This window comes from uncultured Aquimarina sp. (assembly GCF_947492115.1).
Lineage (GTDB): Bacteria > Bacteroidota > Bacteroidia > Flavobacteriales > Flavobacteriaceae > Aquimarina.
The window spans coordinates 674,791-696,109 of record NZ_CANLMM010000002.1 but is presented as its reverse complement, the minus strand read 5'-3'; the positions used below and the strand labels follow the sequence as shown (position 1 = coordinate 696,109).

The following is a 21,319-nucleotide window of genomic DNA, read 5'->3' as shown; positions in this document are numbered from 1 at the left end:
TTATTAACTAACAAAAATTTTATGATTATGAAAGAAAGTATAATCTATAAACCGAATAAAAATAGAAATGTTTTTGTGATGTCATTTCTAATGATATGCTTTGCATTTCTTTTTAATAACGAACAAGCTTTTGCACAATGTAATACGATTATTGATGTTGATTTTAATAATTGGAATAACAGGAGATATTCTATTTCAGATATAAAAAGTGATTTTAATAATAAAGTAAAACCTTGGACAGCATCTACATATAGAGGTGTAGAAGGTCCTGGAGCAGCAAGTAATTTGATAGAAAACACTCCTCAAGAGACAAGAATTGTCAACGGAACACTACGAGCTCAATATCTAAAGAACGATGCATCTGGTAGATCAGGTGGGTTTTTATTTGATCCTTATTTTGATGCAGTGGATGAAGCCTATCTTGAATACAAAGTGAAATTTGATGATAATTTCTTCTGGGCTACCGGTGGTAAATTACCCGGTCTTGGAGGTTCCACAAGAGGAGTAAATAGCGAAAGCAGTGGGCGTGGTGCTATTCCATCAGGATGTAAGTATAATACAGATGGATGGTCTGCACGTTTGATGTGGCGAAGAAATAGAGCACAAACAGACCAACCTTATTTTATTTTGTATAGTTATTTCGCTGATAAAACAAATGGACAACCGCGACAAGATGGAGATTGTGGAGATGCAAAAAGAATTTATTCTAACCTGAAGGATAATAAATGGTATACCATTCGCCAGTATATTAAAATGAACACTCCAGGACAGAGAAATGGTAAAGTGATCATGTGGATCGATGGTGTAGAAACATATCGTGATAACAATGCTAAAATTCGTAACTCTGGAAAAAGCAATTTGAAAATCAATGCTCTGATTATGAATACGTATCGAGGAGGAAGTAGAAACGATGAAGTTTGGCATTCACCTAGAACCGAATATACATTTTTCGACGATTTCAAAGTATGGACAGGTTGCGGTAACCCACCTGATGGAGGAGAGAACACACCACCAAACGTTTCTTTTGCAGTTCCTTCTGGTAATACAAGTGTTCAAGAAGGATATAATGATTTCCAGGTTACTGTAAATGCTTCTGATAATGATGGTTCCATTAGTAATGTAAAATTATATGTAGATGGAGATTTAATTCGTCAAGAAAGTGTAGCTCCATATACTTGGGGACAAGGAAGTAATATTAATGAACTCCTTGGATTGTCAGTAGGACAACATACATTTAGAGCAGAAGCTACTGATAATGATGGCGCAAAAACTAGTAAAACTTTTGTGCTCACTGTTAATGGTAATAGTAACAATCAAGCACCAAATGTTTCTTTTGACTCGCCATCGGGCAACATAACAGTACAGGAAGGATATAATCTTACGGTTGTAGCGAATGCTAACGATCCTGATGGAAGCATATCTAATGTAAAATTATATATCAATAATAGTTTAGTACGTCAGGAAAATGTACCTCCTTACGAATGGGGTCATAATAATTCTCCAAATCCAAATGAAGTAAATGGACTTTCGGCAGGAACGTACACCATAAAAGCAGTTGCTACAGATAACGATGGAGAAACTGGTCAGGCTACATTTACCTTAACTGTGCAAGGAGATAATGATAATGGAGGCGGAGATGGAAATGGTAATAACAACTGTTCATTTAATACACCTGCAAACAGTGGTTTATCTGCAATGGATAAAGTAACGTATTCTGATGTTCATGTTATTGGTAATGATGGACCTAAACTTGGTAATTTTAGAAAGTTTACTATCAACTGGGTACCTCAGAATAATGGATTATATCAATTTGCTATTAATACCAATAATGGATCACCAGACTGGTATGTGGATTTTAAGAGTACAATGACTTTCCAGCTTGCAAATGCAAATCCAGAAGTAACGCTTAATAATACAGGATTTGCCGGATTAGATGGATCTTACTGGGTAACCATGGATGGAGCAAACTTTGTATTGGTATCTAAAAATAAAGACGTTACTATATACTTTAGTAATTCATCTTCAGAACCTAATTGTAATAGATCTTCAGATTTAGAAAATATTGAAGAAAAAATGATGGTATATCCTAATCCAGTAGATGGAAATATCATAAATGTTGTGGGATTATCAGCAAAAACTAAAGTACTACAGATCGTAGATCTTCAAGGAAGAGTAATCCGAGAATTAGACTCCAAAAACATATCAGAAACACTGGTACTGGATGTTTCAGCGTTGCCAAAAGGGCCTTATTTGCTGATAAGCAGAGGTAAGAACTCTAAACAATCTACTTTATTTATTAAGTAAAATAATTCAAGACATACCCGCCAAACAAATCACAAATACATAGGTTGGTTCCATAAGATGACCAACCTATGTATACTAGTATGCTGTTCCCTTATGTGAAGAGTCAATACTAGAGGAAATTTTTGTTCATGTTCTTGTTATTCAGTCAAATATCTTAAAACCAAATATCTGATTCTTTGGAATCACAATCTAATTTATTAACCTCAAAATATATTACACAATCATGATTGAACGTAGTAAAATTTCAAAAAAAATTTCATCGTTTTTTTTGTACGGCTTGTTACTCTTTTTTGCCGCAGATCCTGTGATAGGACAAGTAAGTTTAGTTGATGAGATCAAAATCTCTAATCAAGCTTTATTTTTTGATGGATCAAAAGTACCAGAGGAAGAGCGTTTAACCTACCCTAATAGATCAAAATATGACTATGCTTTTGGTAGCAGGATTACTCCACATGGAGATTGCATTTATACCTACAAGGAATACGTTTTTATGACTTGGTATAAAGGTGGAGAATCTAATAGACATGTAATGCTAACCCGGTATAATATGAATACCAAAACCCAAGTAACTATTCAATTTCCACACAAGCATACGGGATTTCAAAACAGGCCTCATATTGGCGAATCTCATAACACGATAGCAGTTGGTATCGCTCCGGTTGATGGAACAGTACATTTGTTATATGATATGCACGCATATTCCAAAAATCGACCATCAAATGGTAGTCTTAGTAATGATTACTTCAGGTATAGCTATTCAAGGGATAATGTTGCAACATTACCAGATGAAGAATTTACATTAGATAAATTTTTTCCAAAACGCTTATTTCTTAAAAATGGAGACAACTATGAAGGCCTAACTTATCCTACTTTTTTTAATAATGAAGCGGGAGAACTCTTTGTTTCTATGAGAGAAGGAGGTAATAATAATGGGAAATACATGACAGCCAAGTACAATGGTAATTCTTGGAGTAGTTTTAAAGATTTTAATGTGCTAAATGCCAAAAATAGAGGAATCAACTATAATTGGGGTTTGTATGGCGATTTTAAGTTTATCAATGGTAAAATGCATATTGGTTTTCATACAAGAAAAAATATTAGCAATGATAAGTTTTCTCTTAATAATGGATTCTATTATGCTTATGCAGAAAATTCCAATAACCTTACCAATTGGAAAGATCATAAGGGTAGAAGTGTAAGCACTCCTCTTATAGATCCTGAAAAAATATTCATATCAGAACCTGGTAATACAGTGTCTGGGTCAGCAAGAAATTCTGTTAAGATATCCAGTGGCGCGGATTGGACCATTACAGAAAATGGCAGTATTCACTTTAGAACTAGAGTAATAGGTGCATCTGAAACTAAAAACGTGCATACTTATAAAAAAGCAGGGGATGATAATTTTAGAACATCTACGAATTTTCCTGGTGGGGACTTTCATTCTATCGGAAATGATGTATACCTCATAGGATTGGAATCAGGTAGACCAGTTATTTACAAAGCTAAAGGAGGAACAAACTCATGGGACAAAATTTATAATGCTTCATCAGGAAAAAGTTTTAGACATGGTGTAGTACATATCAAAGATGGAATATTGTATTACTATCTAATGGAAAGAGGATCCGGAAGTGGACAGCCAATATATCTTCAAGTAATAAACTTAGGTTTGGACGCAGTCGCTAATACTGCTCCTAATGTTCAAATTACAGGCTTAAATAATTCGTATGATGTAGGAGAAGATGTAAGCATAACTATTAATGCAAATGATTCTGACGGTAATATAGCCAAACATGAAGTTTTTGTTAACGGAAGCCTAGTAGATACCGATGGAGCCAATTACACTCCTCATCAAATTACGAATGTACAAGCGGGAAGTTATACTGTAAGAGTAGTAGTAACTGATAATGATGGAGCAACAGATGAAGATACGGATAGTTTTACAGTATCAGGATCTTCAGGTGGAGGAGATACTTGTGATACTTATGAAGAAGAAAACGGATTAGTAGTAATCGAAACGGAAAATCTATCTGCTTCTGGAAACTGGAGTGAGAGAAGTGCTATTTCAGGATTTACTGGAGGAGGATATTTAGAATGGACAGGTCCTGATCACTTTAATGATCCTGGTAATGGTGTAATTACTACAAAAATTAAAATTAATTCTCCAGGTAGATATAAGTTTCAATGGAGATCTAAAGTTGGTGAAGGGAATAGTCCTACAGAAGCTAATGACACTTGGTTGAAGTTCCCTGATGCAAGTGATTTTTATGCACAAAAAGGAAATGAAATAGTATATCCGAAAGGATCTGGTAAAACTCCAAATCCAGAAGGTTCTGGAGGAGAAGGATACTTTAAAGTATATTCTACAGGAACTACCAATTGGACTTGGACAACCAAAGTAAGTGATAATGATCCCCATGATGTGTTTGTAGAATTTGATGCTCCTGGCACTTATACCATGTTAATTTCTGGTCGTTCTAAGCATCATATTATCGATAGAGTGACATTAAATAAATCAAGTGTCAACGCTACTGATACTTCATTACAAGAAACTACCTGTGATGGTAATGATGGAGGTGGAAGTGATGGTGATGGAAGCGTTGTTATTAGTGGAGAACGTAAAAAATGGCATAAGGTCACCTTAACTTTTGATGGGCCAAATACTTCAGAAACTGCTGGTGACAATCCATTTTTAAATTATAGACTAAATGTAACGTTCACGCATCAGAGTGGTTCTCCATCCTACGTAGTCCCTGGTTATTATGCTGCTGATGGAAATGCTGCACAAACATCAGCAAATAGTGGTAACAAATGGAGAGTACATTTTGCACCAGATAAAACAGGTCAGTGGAATTACAACGTCTCTTTTAGAAAAGGAAATAATGTGGCTGTTAATGATGGAGTGACAGCAGGAACAGTTGCAGGTTTCATGAATGGAAAAACGGGATCTTTTTCAATTGCTGCTTCTGATAAAACAGGAAGAGATTTTAGAGGAAAAGGTCGTTTGCAATATGTAGGAGAGCATTACCTAAAATTTGCAGAAACAGGAGAGTATATGATAAAGCAAGGACCTGATTCTCCAGAAAATCTATTTGCGTATGATGATTTTGATAATACTCCCAATGAGGGGAATCGCCGAAAGGATTATCAACCCCATATAAACGATTGGGATAATGGAGATCCTACCTGGAAAAATGGAAAAGGAAAAGGATTAATCGGAGCTGTAAACTATATCGCTAGTGAAGGTCTAAATTCTATGTCATTTTTAACGATGAATATCAATGGAGATGATAAAAATGTGTATCCATATATAGCAAGCAATCAGAGAACTCGCATGGATGTATCAAAATTGGCTCAATGGGCAATTGTAATTGAGCATATGCAAGAAAATGGAATTTTTGCACATTTTAAGACTCAAGAAACAGAAAATGAAACCCTTCTAGATAATGGAAATACTGGTAATCAACGTAAATTATATTATCGCGAACTTATTGCAAGATTTGGATATAATTTAGCCCTTAATTGGAATTTAGGAGAAGAAAATGGTGGAGGACCACAATCTGTTGATCAATCACCAGCGCAAGAAAGGGCGATGGCAGAGTACTTTTATAAGCATGATCCATATCGCCATCATGTGGTGATACATAAACATCCGAATGACTTTCCTGATTACTTAACTGGAAATCAATCTAGACTAACAGGTTTTTCATTACAAACGAATAAATCTGATTTTGCCAATGTTTTTAGTAAAGTAAAAGAAGGAATTGACAAATCCAGAAACTCCGGCAAAAAATGGGCAATTGCTTGTGATGAACCTGGTGATGCGCAACATGCTATACGACCAGATAATAATGCTGCAAACTCACATACAGACGGACGTAAAAATGCTCTTTGGGCAACATTACTTGCAGGTGGATGGGGTAATGAGTGGTATTTTGGATATCAAAATGCACATTCTGATCTTACACTTCAGGATTTTAGAAGCCGAGATAAGTGGTGGGATTATGGACGTCATGCGATCCGATTCTTTAATATTACTGATCTTCCGTTAACGGAAATGCGTAATAATAACGGTTTATCTTCTAACAATAATGATTACTGCTACGCAAAACAAGGAGAGGCTTATGTGGTTTATTTAAAAAATGGAGGGTCTACAAATCTTAATTTAAATGCACAAAGTGGTCAGTTTACCGTAAAATGGTACAACCCCAGAAATGGTGGTAATCTAGTCAATGGTTCGGTTACTTCAGTGAGTGGTGGAGGTAATAGATCACTTGGGAATGCTCCTAATAGTACTGGTAGTGATTGGATAATACTAATTACCAAAAATGGATCTAATCCAGGAGAAAATGAACCTCCATCTGTATCCTTTGCTACTCCATCTGGTAATACTTCTGTACAAGAAGGATATAGTAGTTTTGAAGTTATCGTGAATGCTTCAGACAGTGATGGAACTATTGATAATGTAAAGTTGTATGTGGACGGAAACTTAATTCGTCAAGAATTGTTAGCTCCTTACACTTGGGGTCAAGGGAATAATACAGATGAGCTTTTAGGACTTTCTGTTGGCCAACATATAATCAAGGCAGAAGCTACGGATGATGATGGTGCTACAACCAGTAAAACATTTACACTAACAGTTACTGGAACTGGTGGTAATCAAGGGCCAAATGTTTCCTTTGCTTCTCCTTCTAATGATATTACGGTACAAGAAGGATATGACCTTGTTGTAATTGTGAACGCATCTGATCCAGATGGAAGTGTTTCTAATATAAAATTATATATTAACGATAATTTGGTTCGCCAGGAAAATATAGCTCCATATGAGTGGGGACACGATGGATCCCCTAATCCACAAGAGGTAAATGGACTTGGAATAGGAACCCATTCCTTCAAAGCTGTTGCTACTGATAATGATGGAAACACGTCGGAAACTACTTTTATATTAACAGTACAATCTGATGACAACGGAGGTGGAGATAACAATAATAGTTGTTCATTCGATACTCCTGCCAATAGTAGTCTTGCTGCTATGGATAAAGTTACATATTCCAATGTTCATGTATTAGGAGATAACGGCCCCAAGTTTAGCAATTTCAGGAAGTTTACCATCAATTGGGCACCTCAAAACAATGGATTATACCAGTTTGCAATCAATACAAATAACGGATCACCAGATTGGTATGTAGACTTTAAGAATACAATGACTTTTCAATTACAAAATGCTCAACCTGAGGTAACGCTTAATGATACTGGTTTTGATGGGTTAGACGGTGCTTATTGGGTAGCTAGAGATGGTGAAAATCTTGCATTGGTTTCTAAGTCTGGGAACTATACGATTTATTTCAGTAATTCGGCAACTGCTCCGAATTGTAATAGATCAAACCCAGAAACAGATCTTATAAAGATTAAAGTATTTCCTAATCCAGTTTTGGATTCCTATTTATCAGTTACAGGGATGATGTCTGAAGAATTGAAAACACTTCAAATAATAAGTGTAGATGGAAGAGTTGTAAAAGAAATTACTACTAAAAATGAGACAGAAACAATAGATGTTTCTGAATTGCCATCAGGTTCTTATTTCTTGTCAATCAAAGCTGTACGATTTAAAGAATCACTCCTATTTGTAAAAAAATAAGGATCTACTATTAGTACTAGGATGTTTTGTTTAACAGAATGTCCTAGTTCTAATCGATATATAAAAACAACAACAACTAATCACAATGAAAAATTTTAAAACAAGATTTAATCAAGATTTATTTTGGTTGCGAGAATATCTCGCTACTAATAAGAAGCAATTAAATGTAAATATTAGAAGACAGAAATTGTTTTCTGATCTACTTATCAATAGGTCTGGTGTATTCCTTTGGTGTATCTTATTTGCCAATATACCCTTGCTTCAATCTCAAACTACTTCTTCTGCTACTTCCAGTTCAGGCAGTGGGTATTCTGTTATAAAAAATGATGGATTTGGCATAGAAGATCCAGATTGTAAGCACAAGAGTTTTGGACCTCATATTACCCAAAGATTTGATAATGAATTAGACAAGAATGTGTTTGTTTTTCATAGTCATATCGATGACGATGATGATCGATGTAAAAATGATGATCGTGTGCGTATAGAAATAAAAGGAGGACCAGGTGCTAGTTCCAATACTTTGCGTCACCCCAGAAATTCTACGAGCTACTACAGATGGAAGTTTCGCTTAGCGAGTAATTATAAAGCTAGTAATAGATTCTGTCACTTCTTTCAATTAAAGGCTAAAGGCGGAAGTAATGATAAGCCTCCCATATTAACGTTATCAGCACAAAAAGATAAATTTGAGTTGGTGCATAATAGAAAAAATCCGAATTCTGTTTACGTTGATTTAAAACAGGAACCACTATCTAGATTTAAAGGAGAATGGATCGAAGGCTATGTAAAAATAAAACATGGAGATAACGGTACGCTCAATGTGGTACTGAAAAAAGTATCTGATGGACAAACTGTTTTTTCATATTCTAATTCGAATATAGATTTATGGAGAAGTGGAGCAGATTACAATAGACCTAAATGGGGTATTTATAGAGGAAAAACGAGTGGATTAAATGATGAGCAGGTACGATTTGCAGATTGGTGTGTTTCGGAGTCTTCTGAGAGTCAGTGTCCCTCTTCTATTGGTAATGGAGGATCCAATCAAAAACCAAACATTTCTTTTGCTTCGCCGTCAGGAAATATTAGTTTACCAGAAGGTTACGATGAACTCGAAGTTACTGTAAACGCATCTGATAATGATGGTTCTATTAGTAATGTAAAGTTATATGTGGATGGCAATTTTATTCGTCAGGAAGTTAATGCACCTTATACTTGGGGACAAGGAAATTTTACAGATGAACTTTTAGGATTACCAGTAGGACAACATATAATCAAAGCAGAAGCCATAGATAATGATGGAGCTAAATCAAGTAAGTCGATAACAGTAACAGTGACTGGTACTTCAAATAATCAAAAACCAAATGTATCCTTTGCATTGCCAACAGGAAACATAACGGTCGAGGAAGGCTACGATCTTACTGCAATTGTGAATGCATCTGATCCAGATGGAACTGTAGCTAATGTAAAGTTGTATATAAATAATGATTTTGTACGACAAGAGGTTAATGCTCCATACGAATGGGGTCATGATACTTCTCCAAACCCTCAAGAATTAAATGGGTTGGGTACAGGTTCTTATACAATTAAAGCGGTTGCTACGGATAATGATGGAGCAACCAATCAAGCAACATTTACACTAACTGTAAGAGGGATAGATTCAGGTGGCGGAGATACATGTTCATTCGAAGCACCTATGAGTAGTGCTTTAAGTGCTATGGATAAGGTGTCATATTCCAATGTTCATGTGTTAGGAGACAATGGACCTAAATTAGGGAACTTCAGAAAGTTTACGATTAATTGGGTGCCAGATAGTAATGGTTTATATCAGTTTGCTATTAACACCAATAATGGATTTCCGGATTGGTACGTAGATTTTAAAGATTCTATGAGCTTTCAATTGCAGAATTCAAGTCCTGAAGTTACTTTAAGGAATACAGGATTTGATGGGTTAGATGGTTCGTATTGGGTAACCATGGATGGTGCTAATTTTGTACTAGTTTCCAAAACTGAAGGATATACGATATATTTCAGTAACTCAGCATCCACTCCAAATTGTAATAGATCAAATCCAGCAATGGATGTTTCACAGATTAAAGCTTTTCCTAATCCTTTGTTGGATTCTTTTTTAACCGTTTCAGGAATGTCAGAAGACTTAAAAACACTTCAAATAGTGAGTGTAGAAGGTGGAATAGTTAAGAAATTTACCACAGGAAAAGAAACAGAAACTATTGATATTTCAGAACTACCAACAGGATCCTATTTCTTAGTTGTTAAATCAGTAAGATTTAAAGAATCAATATTAGTAGTGAAAAAATAAAATTAAAGTTTATCTAGGATGCTTCGAACCAACAGAAGCATCCTAGTTTTTTAAGTTTTAAAAAGTATTTTATGAAATTTTTATTCATAAAAATACAAAGGTCTAAGGTTAGTTGATCCAAAACAATGAATCATTAAAATAGGAATTATTCTTAATCTTAATAGATAAAGCATATTGTTTTTGCGCAAATTATCTATAAAAGGTATTGAAAAAATAAGGATAAAAAAACTGTTAATCAGCCGTATGTATGTTTTTTACCCCTATTCTGTACTCATGTAAACGGGTATTTTGCTAATTTTACTTTGAATGCAAAATGATTGAAGTTCCAGACCTTCAATCAATCATTCGATATCAGATTTAAACGGTTATATCCGTTTGAATACTTTTTAATTTACCTCCCTTAGTCTTTTAATATCTAAAAGAAGATGTTGCGTTTTGCATTGGACAATATAAATTCCTTTTAGAATTTCGTGTTTAAGGAAAAAGAGATAATTAATCAAAATAGATAAAAAGCCCTATAGATGAATAACTTTTGCCCAATCCATTTCTTATTATTAAGTATTATTTTTTTATGTTCTCCTGGCATAATTTCCCATTCTCTTCTTTATAGCTTTTAAAATTGATAACACGGCTTAACTGGTATTTAGCAATAAATAATTTAAGATACTATTTAAAATTTTAATCACTCACTTTAACCAACTAATTATGAAAAAAAATTCAATGTCAACAAATGTAAAATGTAAAAATAAATTGACAAGATTACTATTTCTGATCTTTTTAATTCTGATATACTCTCAAAGTTATGGACAGATTAAGCTAGAGAAGGAAGTGAAAATCACAGATCAAGCACTTCATTTTAATGGTAAAAAAGTTAGTCGGAATTCTCCGAATAATGGACCTGCTTACGACTATTTTTTTGGGTCCCGAATTTCAGCTCACGGGGATTGTATAAAAAAATTCAAAAATTTCATTTTTACAACATGGTATAAAGGGGGGAAACATAACAGAAGAGTTATGTTATCAAGATATAATACAAAAACAGGGAAGATAAAAACTATAGAATTTCCTCATAGGCACACTGGTCTTAATGGTAATTGGTGGATAGGTGAATCGCATAACACTATTGCGGTTGGTATTAGCCCTAAAGACGGTACGATTCATATGCTATACGACATGCATTCTTACAGTAATGGTGGAGCTTTTAAAAATGATTATTTTAGATATGCGTATTCAAAGAAAAATGCAGCTACAGTTTCTGATGCTAATTTTAAGCTAAATCTTTTTGTTAAAGACGGAGCAAATGATTATACCCATGTTAGTCTTAACGGATCTCCAGACCCTCAGCAATTCCAAGATCTTACTTATCCCAAATTTTTTCTGAATGATAATGGAGATTTACTAATGCATATGAGACGTGGAGGTAATGATAATGGAGCTTATGTTTTTTCAAAATATACGGCGTCAACATCAAAATGGAGTAAATTACAACAATTCAATAAACTTAACGCTAAAAAGCATGGTCAACCATATAACTGGGGTCTTTATGGAAGTATGAAGTATGTAAATGGTAAACTACGTGTTGGTTTCCAGAGAAGAAGTGGGAATAAAAATGATAAATACGAATATCAAAACGGATTTTATTACGGTTATTCTGATGATCAAACAGGAAAAAGCAAGTGGAAAGATCATAAAGGAAAATCAGTGAATATTCCTTTTGCCAATGCAGATTTATTAAAAGTATCAGAACCTGGCAATCTTGTTTCAGCGACAGGGAAAAATGAAGTTAGTATTGTTCAAGGTTTTGACTGGACGGTTACGGCTCGTGGCGATGTTCACATAATTGGGAAAGTAAAGGACAAAAAAAATAATGTAATTAAAAATGTTCATACATATAAACCTGTTGGTAAGCCGAATTTTATTACTTCGACTGATTTTTCTGGAGCAGATCAATTATATACTTACAAGAATGACATTTATATCATAGGTCTTGAAAAGGATAGAATATATGTGGAAAAAGCTACAGGTGGTAAAAATAATTTCAAGAGAGTTTATTCGCCAAAAACTGGTAAAAAATTTAGACATGGAGTACCTTATATAGTAGATGGTAAATTATATTATTATATGATGGAAAAGAAAAGCGGTGATAAACAACCACTTTATTTACAGATTATTGATTTAGATTTACAAGAAGGGGATGAGGATAATAGACCTATTGTGTCAATTACAAATCCATCGCGAAATAATCAAGAATTTACATTAGGAAAAACTATTACTTTAAAGGCAAATGCCACCGATCCCGACAGTAATCTTGATTATGTAAATTTTAAAATAAATGGTACTTTTTTTAAGCAAGATAGAAACCGGCCATTTGCCGTAAGTTGGAAACCTTCGAAACCAGGTGTATACACTATAGGAGTAAGAGCTTTTGATAAAAAAGGATTGTATAGGGAAGTTTCGAGAAAAGTAATTATAACAGGAAGAGGTGATATAAATTCAACCTGTTCCTTTAAAATGTCTATAGACAAGGGATTAGGAGCAATGGATAAGGTAACATATTCCAATGTTCATGTGTTAGGAGACAACGGACCTAAATTAGGGAACTTCAGAAAATTTACGATCAATTGGGTACCAGATAGTAATGGTTTATATCAATTTGCTATTAATACGAATAATGGATCTCCAGATTGGTACGTAGATTTTAAAGACTCTATGGGCTTTCAATTGCAGAATTCAAATCCTGAAGTTACCTTAAGGAATACAGGTTTTGATGGGTTAGACGGTGCTTATTGGGTAGCTAGAGATGGTGAAAATCTTGCATTGGTTTCTAAGTCTGGGAACTATACGATTTATTTCAGTAATTCGGCAACTGCTCCGAATTGTGATAGATTAAACCCAGAAACAAATTTTATAAAGATTAAAGCATTTCCTAATCCAGTTTTGGATTCCTATTTATCAGTTACAGGGATGATGTCTGAAGAATTAAAAACACTTCAAATAATAAGTGTAGATGGTAGAGTTGTAAAAGAAATTACTACTAAAAATGAGGCAGAAACTATAGATGTTTCTGAATTACCATCAGGTTCTTATTTCTTAGTTGTTAAATCAGTCAGATTTAAAGAATCAATATTAGTAGTGAAAAAATAAAATTAAAGTTTATCTAGGATGCTTCGAACCAACAGAAGCATCCTAGTTTTTTAAATTTTAAAAAGTATTTTATATAATCTTTATTTATAAAAATACAAAGGTCTAAGGTTAATTGATCTAAAAGAATGAATCATTGGATAGGAATGATTCTTAATCTTACAATCAATCATTCGATATCAGATTTAAACGGTTATATTCGTTTGAATACTTTTTAATTTACCTCCCTTAGTCTTTGTAATATCCAAAATAAGATGTTGCGTTTTGCATTGGACAAAATAAATTCTTTTTAGAATTTCGTTTTTAAGTAAAAAGAGATAATTAATTAAAATAGATAAAAAGCCCAATAAATGAAAACCTACACAAATTCATTAACATTACGAATAATTGTATTATTATTTACGTTTCTATCACTCATAGAGTTTGCTCAAGCACAGGTGCATCAAGCCAAGCTAAATAGTATTAATTGTAATACACTTGATTGTATTTTAGAAGCAATGATAAATGCTGTTCCTGGAGATGAGATTATTATAGCTTCTGGAACCTATGTTGCTCCTGATAAATTTAATAATCAAGGAAAGGCTTCTAGATTTGCTTCTTCTAATGATGGTACTTCATCAAACCCAATAATATTAAGAGGAGAAAATCCTGCTAATCCACCAATCCTTAAAGGTCCTGATGGAATTTATGATGGATATGCACTTCATATATTGGGCGATTATTGGCAGGTTAAAGACATTATTTTTGAAGAAGGTTCTAAGGGAATTGTCTTTGATAATGCCAATTATGGTGTTATTGAAAACGTAACAGTGAGAGAACTAGGAGAAGAAGGAATTCATTTAAGAGATGGATCTAGTTTTAACCTAGTTAAAAATTGTAAAGTCTACAATGTCGGTATTAAAAAACCAGGTATTGGAGAGGGATTGTATGTAGGATCCGATAAAAATCAACATGCAGGACCTGGTGATGAAAATGACAATAGTAAGTACGATCCGGATTGTAATAATAATACGATCGAAGGTTGTATCGTAGGGCCGAATGTAACTGCAGAAGGTGTAGATGTAAAAGAAGGAACAAAAAACACGATCATACGAGATTGTGTGTTTTCTGCAGAAGGAATCTCTGGGGAGAATAGTGCAGATGCATTTATAGACCTTAAGGGAGCTTATGGTTTTGTGTATAATAATACGTTCAATCTAGACGGATCTACGATTGTTAATGCAGGAATTGATTTTTTAGATCGCGGTACCAATTATAACACGGGATTTAGAAATGCAATATTTAATAATACATTTAACCTAGAAAGTAGAGGAGATGAAATCCCAACAGCTAGGAAAAAGCAAGGGGACCCTTCAGAAATTCATGTATGGGATAATGTTAGAAATCCAAATACTCCAGATTTTCCAATTAGCGATGGTAGTTTAAACCATATCACACAATCTTGTCCTAGCTGGAATATAGAATCATGTGATGGAACACAGAACCAAGCTCCGGTAGTTTCATTTGTGAATCCAACCACAAATTTAACCGTTTTACTAGGCTATGATGCGCTAACTGTAGAGGTCAACGCAACGGATCCAGATGGTAGTATTTCTGATGTAAAACTTTATATAGATAATGCATTAATACGACAAATAAACCAACCTCCGTACCAATGGGGAACGGGTGAGAATGCAAACGAATTAATAGGACTTTCTTTAGGAATTTATACCATAAAAGCTGAGGCTACAGATAATGAAGGGAAAATAAGTGATGTAGAATTTACAGTAACAGTTCGAGATGAGAATACAGGAGGAGACGGAGATTGTTCGTTTGGAACACCAATAGCTACTGGCTTACCAACCTTCGATAATGCCTCTTTTGATCATGCTCACGTTTTAGGGCAAGGACCTGATGTAAGTAATATTAGTCGACTAAGAATTTCCTGGAATTTGGAAGAAAATAAATTAGACAGATTTGATATGAATACTTCAGATGGAGTACCAGAATTTTATATGAATCTTAAAGATGTTGTTAGTTATGAGTTTAATACATTGCAACCAGAACTTACCATAAGTAACTCGAATCTGCCTGGATGGGATGGTTCATATTGGGTTACAAAAGATGGAGACAATTTTGTTATGGTTTCTAAAAGTAACGGATTTACCATTTATTTTAATAATGCTGCAGAAAGTCCGGAGTGCGAATCAACTTTATCGAATCCTGATTTTTCAGAAAGAGAATTACAAGTCACGATCTACCCTAATCCAGTTAATCAAAAATACTTGCATATAGTAGCCGTTTCGAAGGAGGAAAAAACTGTTGAAGTTATAGATCTTCTTGGGAAAAGAATTATATCTCAAAAGCTCGATGCTAATGATCCCAAAGTAGATGTTTCTCACTTACATCAAGGGACCTATATTCTTTTAATCAAATCAGACAACAACAAAGAATCTCTATTTTTTGTAAAGAAATAGTAGCTCATTTTAGAAGTAACCAATCTAAAATTACAGAAACATAATTTCATTGCATAGTAATCACAAAAGATCTTAAAACCAACTAAAACTTATTATGAAAACACCGAACCTAAACAAAATTTGGAAGCATAAGATCATCATTATTTTCCTTCTAATATGCACTGGAATTAGAGCTCAAGACTGTAATAATTCACAATTAGTCGTAGATCAGGATTTTAGCCAATACAATGGAGAAAACCAATTATATACTAGAAGTATGGCTAATAATGATTTTCCAAACTTAGGAGGAAGAACTTCTGGCGGAAATGTTAGAGGGCTTAGTAATGATTTTCCACAAAGAAATCGAGTAATTAATGGTGAGTTGCGTGCAGAGTTTACTAAGGATGATGCTAGCGGCAGAACTGGAGGTTTTGTATTCGATAGTAGTTTTGATGGTGTCGAAGAGGCGGTACTACAATATCGTGTAAAATTTGCAGATGACTTTGTTTGGGCTACTGGAGGAAAACTTCCTGGTTTAGGAGGAGCTTCTACTCCGAATGGGTCTCAACCTGCCGGTTGTACACAAAATCAAAACACCATTGAGAACGCATTTTCTTGTCGACTAATGTGGCGTTCCAATACGGCGCATACACAACCACCTTATCTTATTGTGTACGATTATTTGCCTAATAGGGAAACAAGATGTGGAGGAAATACACGTCTTGGAGATTTAAAACTAGAACGAAATACCTGGTACACCGTAAAGCAATATCTAAAATTGAATACACCTGGTCAGGAAAACGGTGTTTTGAAGATGTATATCGATGGAGAATTATTAGTGGATTTAGATGACGTTATGTTTCGATTATCAGGAAAAGGAAGTGTTAAAATTAATTCAGTTGTAATGCATACCTATAGAGGTGGAAATCGTTCAGATGATTGGTGGCAATCGCCTCAGGATGATTATGTATACTTTGATGATTTTAAAGTATGGACTAACTGTTCTGATGCTACAGATAATGGAGAGAACCAGCTACCAGTGATATCTTTTAATGAACCAACTTCTCAGACAGTTACTTTAGAAGAAGGGAATAATCTTATGGTAAATGTAGCAGCGAGTGATCCCGATGGAACTATTGAGAACGTAAAGTTATATATGGATAATGTAGAAATACGAGAAGAGGTAAATCCTCCTTACGAATGGGGACATCGAGATGATCTAGATGAGCAATTAAAAAACTTAGTTGCTGGCACATACCAAATGAAAGCTGTAGCTACCGATAATCGAGGAGGTACAAGTGAAATTTCTTTTGAGCTAGTGGTAGAAGAAAATGTGTTGTCAGTAGACGAGTTTGATGCATCTGATTTAAAGATTAAAATATATCCAAATCCTGCTGATAATATAATCTTTATAGAGAATGAAGGAAATACTACACAAGCTATTCAGATTAAAATAAATGATGTAAGCGGAAGAACAATTAAAACCATTACTTCTAATAGTTCTGTAATAGAAATAAATACAAGTGCATTAAGTTCTGGAATGTTTTTGATGACGGTAAAAAGTGGAAAATTGAGTACATCCAAACTTTTGGTAAAAAAATAACTTGAGATAAGAAACTTATGGTACAGATAAAATCAAAGAGCACTTCTGAATTTTTATGTCTAAAGATCATGGTCATAAACGTTGTATTTTTACTTTCAATCAATAGTTTAAAAGCGCAGGTTTTATGGTATGGAGATCCTGACAAGAGTGTTAATTCTAGCTTTAGAAGGTTTGATTCAGGAAATGCTGGTGATGATTGCAGTAATCAATCTAATAATAATTCTTCGGCATCTACAGTAAATGATTCTGAATATGGAAAGGTCTGGAGGATACAGAAACCCACTGGTCAAAAAAGAGGTGAATTTGCCAGAACTACTGGTACTGTAAATAATTATGAACCGGAAGAAGGGGATTTTGTCTATTACGGGTGGCGATGGAAAATAGAGTCTACACCAAATATTACAAGCGGTATAGCCGTTTGGCAATGGAAAACAGATGCAGGAGACCAGAACAATACACAGAATTACCCTTTAAACATGGGATATGGAAATGGTACGTTGACTTTTAGTGCTTGGGGTCCATGTTTTCCTAGTTGGAATTCCTGTAGTGGATCGATCAGCAAACGTAAAACTACACTATGGAGCAAATCTATTCCAGAAAATACGTGGGTAAGTTTTGTAGTTGGTATAAAAATGTCTAGAAATGATGACATAGGTTACGTAGAGCTATGGTATAATGGACAAAAACAAACACTTTCAAATTCTGATTTTCAAGATTATCAAGTGGATATTTCCTCCGATGGTAAGCGAGCATTTCATAAGACATTTGATGGTAAAGTGGTATATCCAAAATGGGGATCGTATAATTCAAATGCCTGTAATTTTAACACGACTACTTATTATGATGAAATGAGAATCGCTACTACTTTAGAATCAGCAATGCCATCTGGATCGGATTCTGGAGAGAATCAATTACCAGTAGTATCATTTAGTGCACCAACTTCCCCAACAATAACCGTAGAAGAAGGTCATAATCTAATAGTAAATGTAGACGCTAGTGATCCCGATGGAACTATTGAGAACGTAAAGTTATATATGGATAATGTGGAAATACGAGAAGAAGTAAATCCACCTTACGAATGGGGACATCGAGATGATCTGGACGAGCAACTGAAAAACTTAGCTGCTGGCACATACCAAATAAAAGCAGTAGCTATCGATAATCGTGGAGGTACAAGTGAAACTACTTTTGAGTTGGTGGTAGAAGAAAATGTATTATCTACTCCTGATTTTTCAATAGAAAAACCAATGACAGTGTATCCTATTCCAGTTGTTGATCTTTTAACTATAGAAATACCAAAGGCAGAAATTTCTAATGTTATCATATATGATTTACAGGGGAAAGAGTTATTTCAATCAGTTTTAGATAAAGAATCAAAAGAAAAATTTTCTCTAGATTTTTCTAAGTTTTCTAAAGGGGTTTATTTTCTAAGAGCACAACATGAAGGTAAAAATATACAGACTATTAAAGTACTTAAAAAGTAGATTGTTCACTTCGCACTGATGGGGATTAAGAAGTGTAAAATAATCAGAGGGTTTCTTTGTAAAAGGTTTATAGATTTTTAATAAAATATCGTTCACTATGAATCACTTAAAACCAATTATTATAGTGTTTTCTGTTTTATTTATTTGTACTAATAATTTCCTAATAGCACAAGTAAGTTTAGAAAAACATGAAGAACTGAATCAAAACGCTTTGAAGTTTTGGTATGCGGATCCTGATCAACCAGCAGCGCGTTTCAACAGAAATATTTCACCTAAAGGAGATTGTTTGCAATTCGTAAATGGGTATCTGTTTTTGACCTGGTATAAAGGAGGAATGCAAAACAGAAATTTAATGTTATCCAGACTTCATTTAGAATCTAATACATGGGCTACCATACAATTTCCTGATAAGGTTAGTCTGTATAGTTCTGGTGAAGGAAATTCTCACCGAGTTGCGTCATTAGGAGTTTCTCCAATTGATGGAACGATTCATCTAATGTATGATATGCATGCTAGTGAATTAAAATATAGATTCTCAGAAAAGAATATCGCTTTTGCGCCAGATTCGGACTTTACATTAGATAAGTTTTCATCCAGAAGAAATTATTTTAAACCAGGAAATGTAATATCCAGATTTACGTATCCCAATACGGAAGTAAATCAGAATGGTGAATTAATTGTAGAGTACCGTTTAGGAACATCTAGACAAGGAGATAAGTATATTATCCTGTATGATGGAAATTCTTGGTCGGATACTCAATTAGTAATGAGAGGAAACAACGAAAATCCTGAATTTAATCAATATGGAGGATTTAGATATTTTTTTGATCAATTGTATTTAGGATGTTCTGTTCGTATAAAAGGAGACGATGTCGAGTTTAATAAAGGATTTTACTATGCGGCGATTGGAAATAATGGATTGGGAGATACTTGGGAAAATCTCAATGGTCAAAACATTTCTACACCAATTGAAGGACTTACAGAGATGAATAAATTTAAAATTGCAGACCCTTTACCAAATGGAAGCAATGGCATGACTAGTGCTCCCAATTTTGTGGTTTCTAAGAATAAAGCAATTCATTTTACAAATAGAATACCTGGACAAGGAACCGTTCACTACTATACAAAACCGAATTCTGATGAAGTGATCAAAGCTTCAGGAGGTTCTCCACCTGTTAATTTTCCTGGGGATGATGGTAGAGTATATAGCATAGAGGTAAAGACTAATGGAAAAATTCAACTAAGAAGTACCAAAGAAGGTGAAAGTAATTGGCGAACTGATTATACATGGTCCGGAAATGAAGAATTTGATCAAATGGTATATGAGTATGCAAATGGGTATTTACATATTATTGCATCTGAAGAAAGAAATAGTGATCAGTTACCACTACATTATTTAAAATTGAAACTGGAATCAGTAGATATTCCCAATGAATTACCTATACTTTCTTTTGTAACACCTACGGAAAATATCGTGTTACAAGAAGGGTATGCTAGTTTTGAAGTAACGGTTGATGCATCTGATATAGATGGAAGTATAAGTAATGTTCAATTATATATTGACAATGATTTTATAAGACAGGAAGTAAATCCACCATATACTTGGGGACAAGGAAATCTCACTGATGAATTATTAGGGTTGTCAGTAGGAGAGCATACTATAAAAGCAATTGCTACTGATAATGATGGTGGAATTTCAGAAATTTCATTCATATTCATTGTAGAACAGCAAATACTTTCTATTGATGAGTTTGAAGAAGTAGAACAGAATGTCAAGATTTATCCAAACCCTGTTAAAGAAAATAAATTAAATATTATCGGTCTTTCGCAAAAGAATATAATCTTAGAAGTGTATGATGTATTTGGAAAAAAAGTATTCACTCGATCCACCTCTGAAGAAAGTACAATATTAGATCTTTCTGAATTGAGTGCTGGTTTGTATGTCCTTCATATTTCAAGTAATGTAGAGCAAATCAATAAAGTATTTGTAAAAAAATAATGCCAAAAAATGTCTGATAGTTTCGATTATGATCGATTAACACAAACAACTAAATTATTACGTTTAATAATGATAAAAAAATCTTTAAAGTATATTGAAATTTAAATATTAAATAATTGTTTGTCAGTATTTTGTGGTTTTTTAAAGAAAGATTCAATAAAGATAATAGACAATATATTTATTAGTTTAGCTTTATACTTATTAGAAAAGTTCCAGACCTTTTCTAGAATAAAAAAGAGAGTAATTATTAAAAAAAAATTCATAGAAAAAAGAACTTTCATAGAAGGCTCAAGTTTTCTTTTTTTGATATAACTCTAAATAGATAAACGAATGTAGTTCGTTTAATATTTAAATATTTTCTTCCCTTAGATCTTTAAATATTTATTCGTTTTAGCGCATCAGTA

The 21,319-nt window shown here is 33.9% G+C and carries 8 protein-coding genes; all 8 read left to right on the top strand.

Annotated features, from left to right (window positions below):
* Nucleotides 1-27 precede the first annotated feature (27 nt).
* Nucleotides 28-2,304 (top strand): polysaccharide lyase, encoded by a 2,277-nt coding sequence (locus Q1A73_RS08295; protein WP_299604096.1) that lies wholly within the window; start codon nucleotides 28-30, stop codon nucleotides 2,302-2,304.
* A 223-nt stretch (nucleotides 2,305-2,527) separates the two neighbouring features.
* A complete protein-coding gene (locus tag Q1A73_RS08290) occupies nucleotides 2,528-7,939 on the top strand; it encodes an Ig-like domain-containing protein (RefSeq protein ID WP_299604093.1) in 5,412 nt (1,803 codons plus the stop codon).
* 85 nt (nucleotides 7,940-8,024) lie between these two features.
* Entirely contained in the window at nucleotides 8,025-10,253 is a 2,229-nt protein-coding gene (locus Q1A73_RS08285; RefSeq protein WP_299604090.1) for an Ig-like domain-containing protein, read from the top strand.
* Between the two features lie 705 nt (nucleotides 10,254-10,958).
* On the top strand, nucleotides 10,959-13,397 hold the full coding sequence (locus Q1A73_RS08280; RefSeq protein WP_299604087.1) for a BNR-4 repeat-containing protein: 2,439 nt from the start codon (nucleotides 10,959-10,961) through the stop codon (nucleotides 13,395-13,397).
* Nucleotides 13,398-13,744: 347 nt separating this feature from the next.
* Nucleotides 13,745-15,850, top strand: coding sequence for a T9SS type A sorting domain-containing protein (locus Q1A73_RS08275; protein ID WP_299604083.1), 2,106 nt, complete (start codon nucleotides 13,745-13,747; stop codon nucleotides 15,848-15,850).
* 94 nt (nucleotides 15,851-15,944) lie between these two features.
* Nucleotides 15,945-17,432: a polysaccharide lyase gene (locus tag Q1A73_RS08270; RefSeq protein WP_299604080.1), complete on the top strand. Its 1,488-nt coding sequence runs from the start codon at nucleotides 15,945-15,947 to the stop codon at nucleotides 17,430-17,432.
* A 68-nt stretch (nucleotides 17,433-17,500) separates the two neighbouring features.
* A complete protein-coding gene (locus tag Q1A73_RS08265) occupies nucleotides 17,501-18,916 on the top strand; it encodes a T9SS type A sorting domain-containing protein (protein WP_299604076.1) in 1,416 nt (471 codons plus the stop codon).
* A gap of 97 nt (nucleotides 18,917-19,013) precedes the next feature.
* Entirely contained in the window at nucleotides 19,014-20,915 is a 1,902-nt protein-coding gene (locus Q1A73_RS08260) for a BNR-4 repeat-containing protein (protein ID WP_299604074.1), read from the top strand.
* Nucleotides 20,916-21,319 lie beyond the last annotated feature (404 nt).

Excerpts from the sequence above, each read along its gene's own strand:
- Q1A73_RS08270 (WP_299604080.1), top strand. The coding sequence starts at position 15,945 with ATGAAAACACCGAACCTAAACAAAATTTGGAAGCATAAGATCATCATT.
- Q1A73_RS08290 (WP_299604093.1), top strand. The coding sequence starts at position 2,528 with ATGATTGAACGTAGTAAAATTTCAAAAAAAATTTCATCGTTTTTTTTG.
- Q1A73_RS08260 (WP_299604074.1), top strand. The coding sequence starts at position 19,014 with ATGAATCACTTAAAACCAATTATTATAGTGTTTTCTGTTTTATTTATT.
- Q1A73_RS08285 (WP_299604090.1), top strand. The coding sequence starts at position 8,025 with ATGAAAAATTTTAAAACAAGATTTAATCAAGATTTATTTTGGTTGCGA.
- Q1A73_RS08280 (WP_299604087.1), top strand. The coding sequence starts at position 10,959 with ATGAAAAAAAATTCAATGTCAACAAATGTAAAATGTAAAAATAAATTG.
- Q1A73_RS08275 (WP_299604083.1), top strand. The coding sequence starts at position 13,745 with ATGAAAACCTACACAAATTCATTAACATTACGAATAATTGTATTATTA.
- Q1A73_RS08295 (WP_299604096.1), top strand. The coding sequence starts at position 28 with ATGAAAGAAAGTATAATCTATAAACCGAATAAAAATAGAAATGTTTTT.
- Q1A73_RS08265 (WP_299604076.1), top strand. The coding sequence starts at position 17,501 with ATGGTCATAAACGTTGTATTTTTACTTTCAATCAATAGTTTAAAAGCG.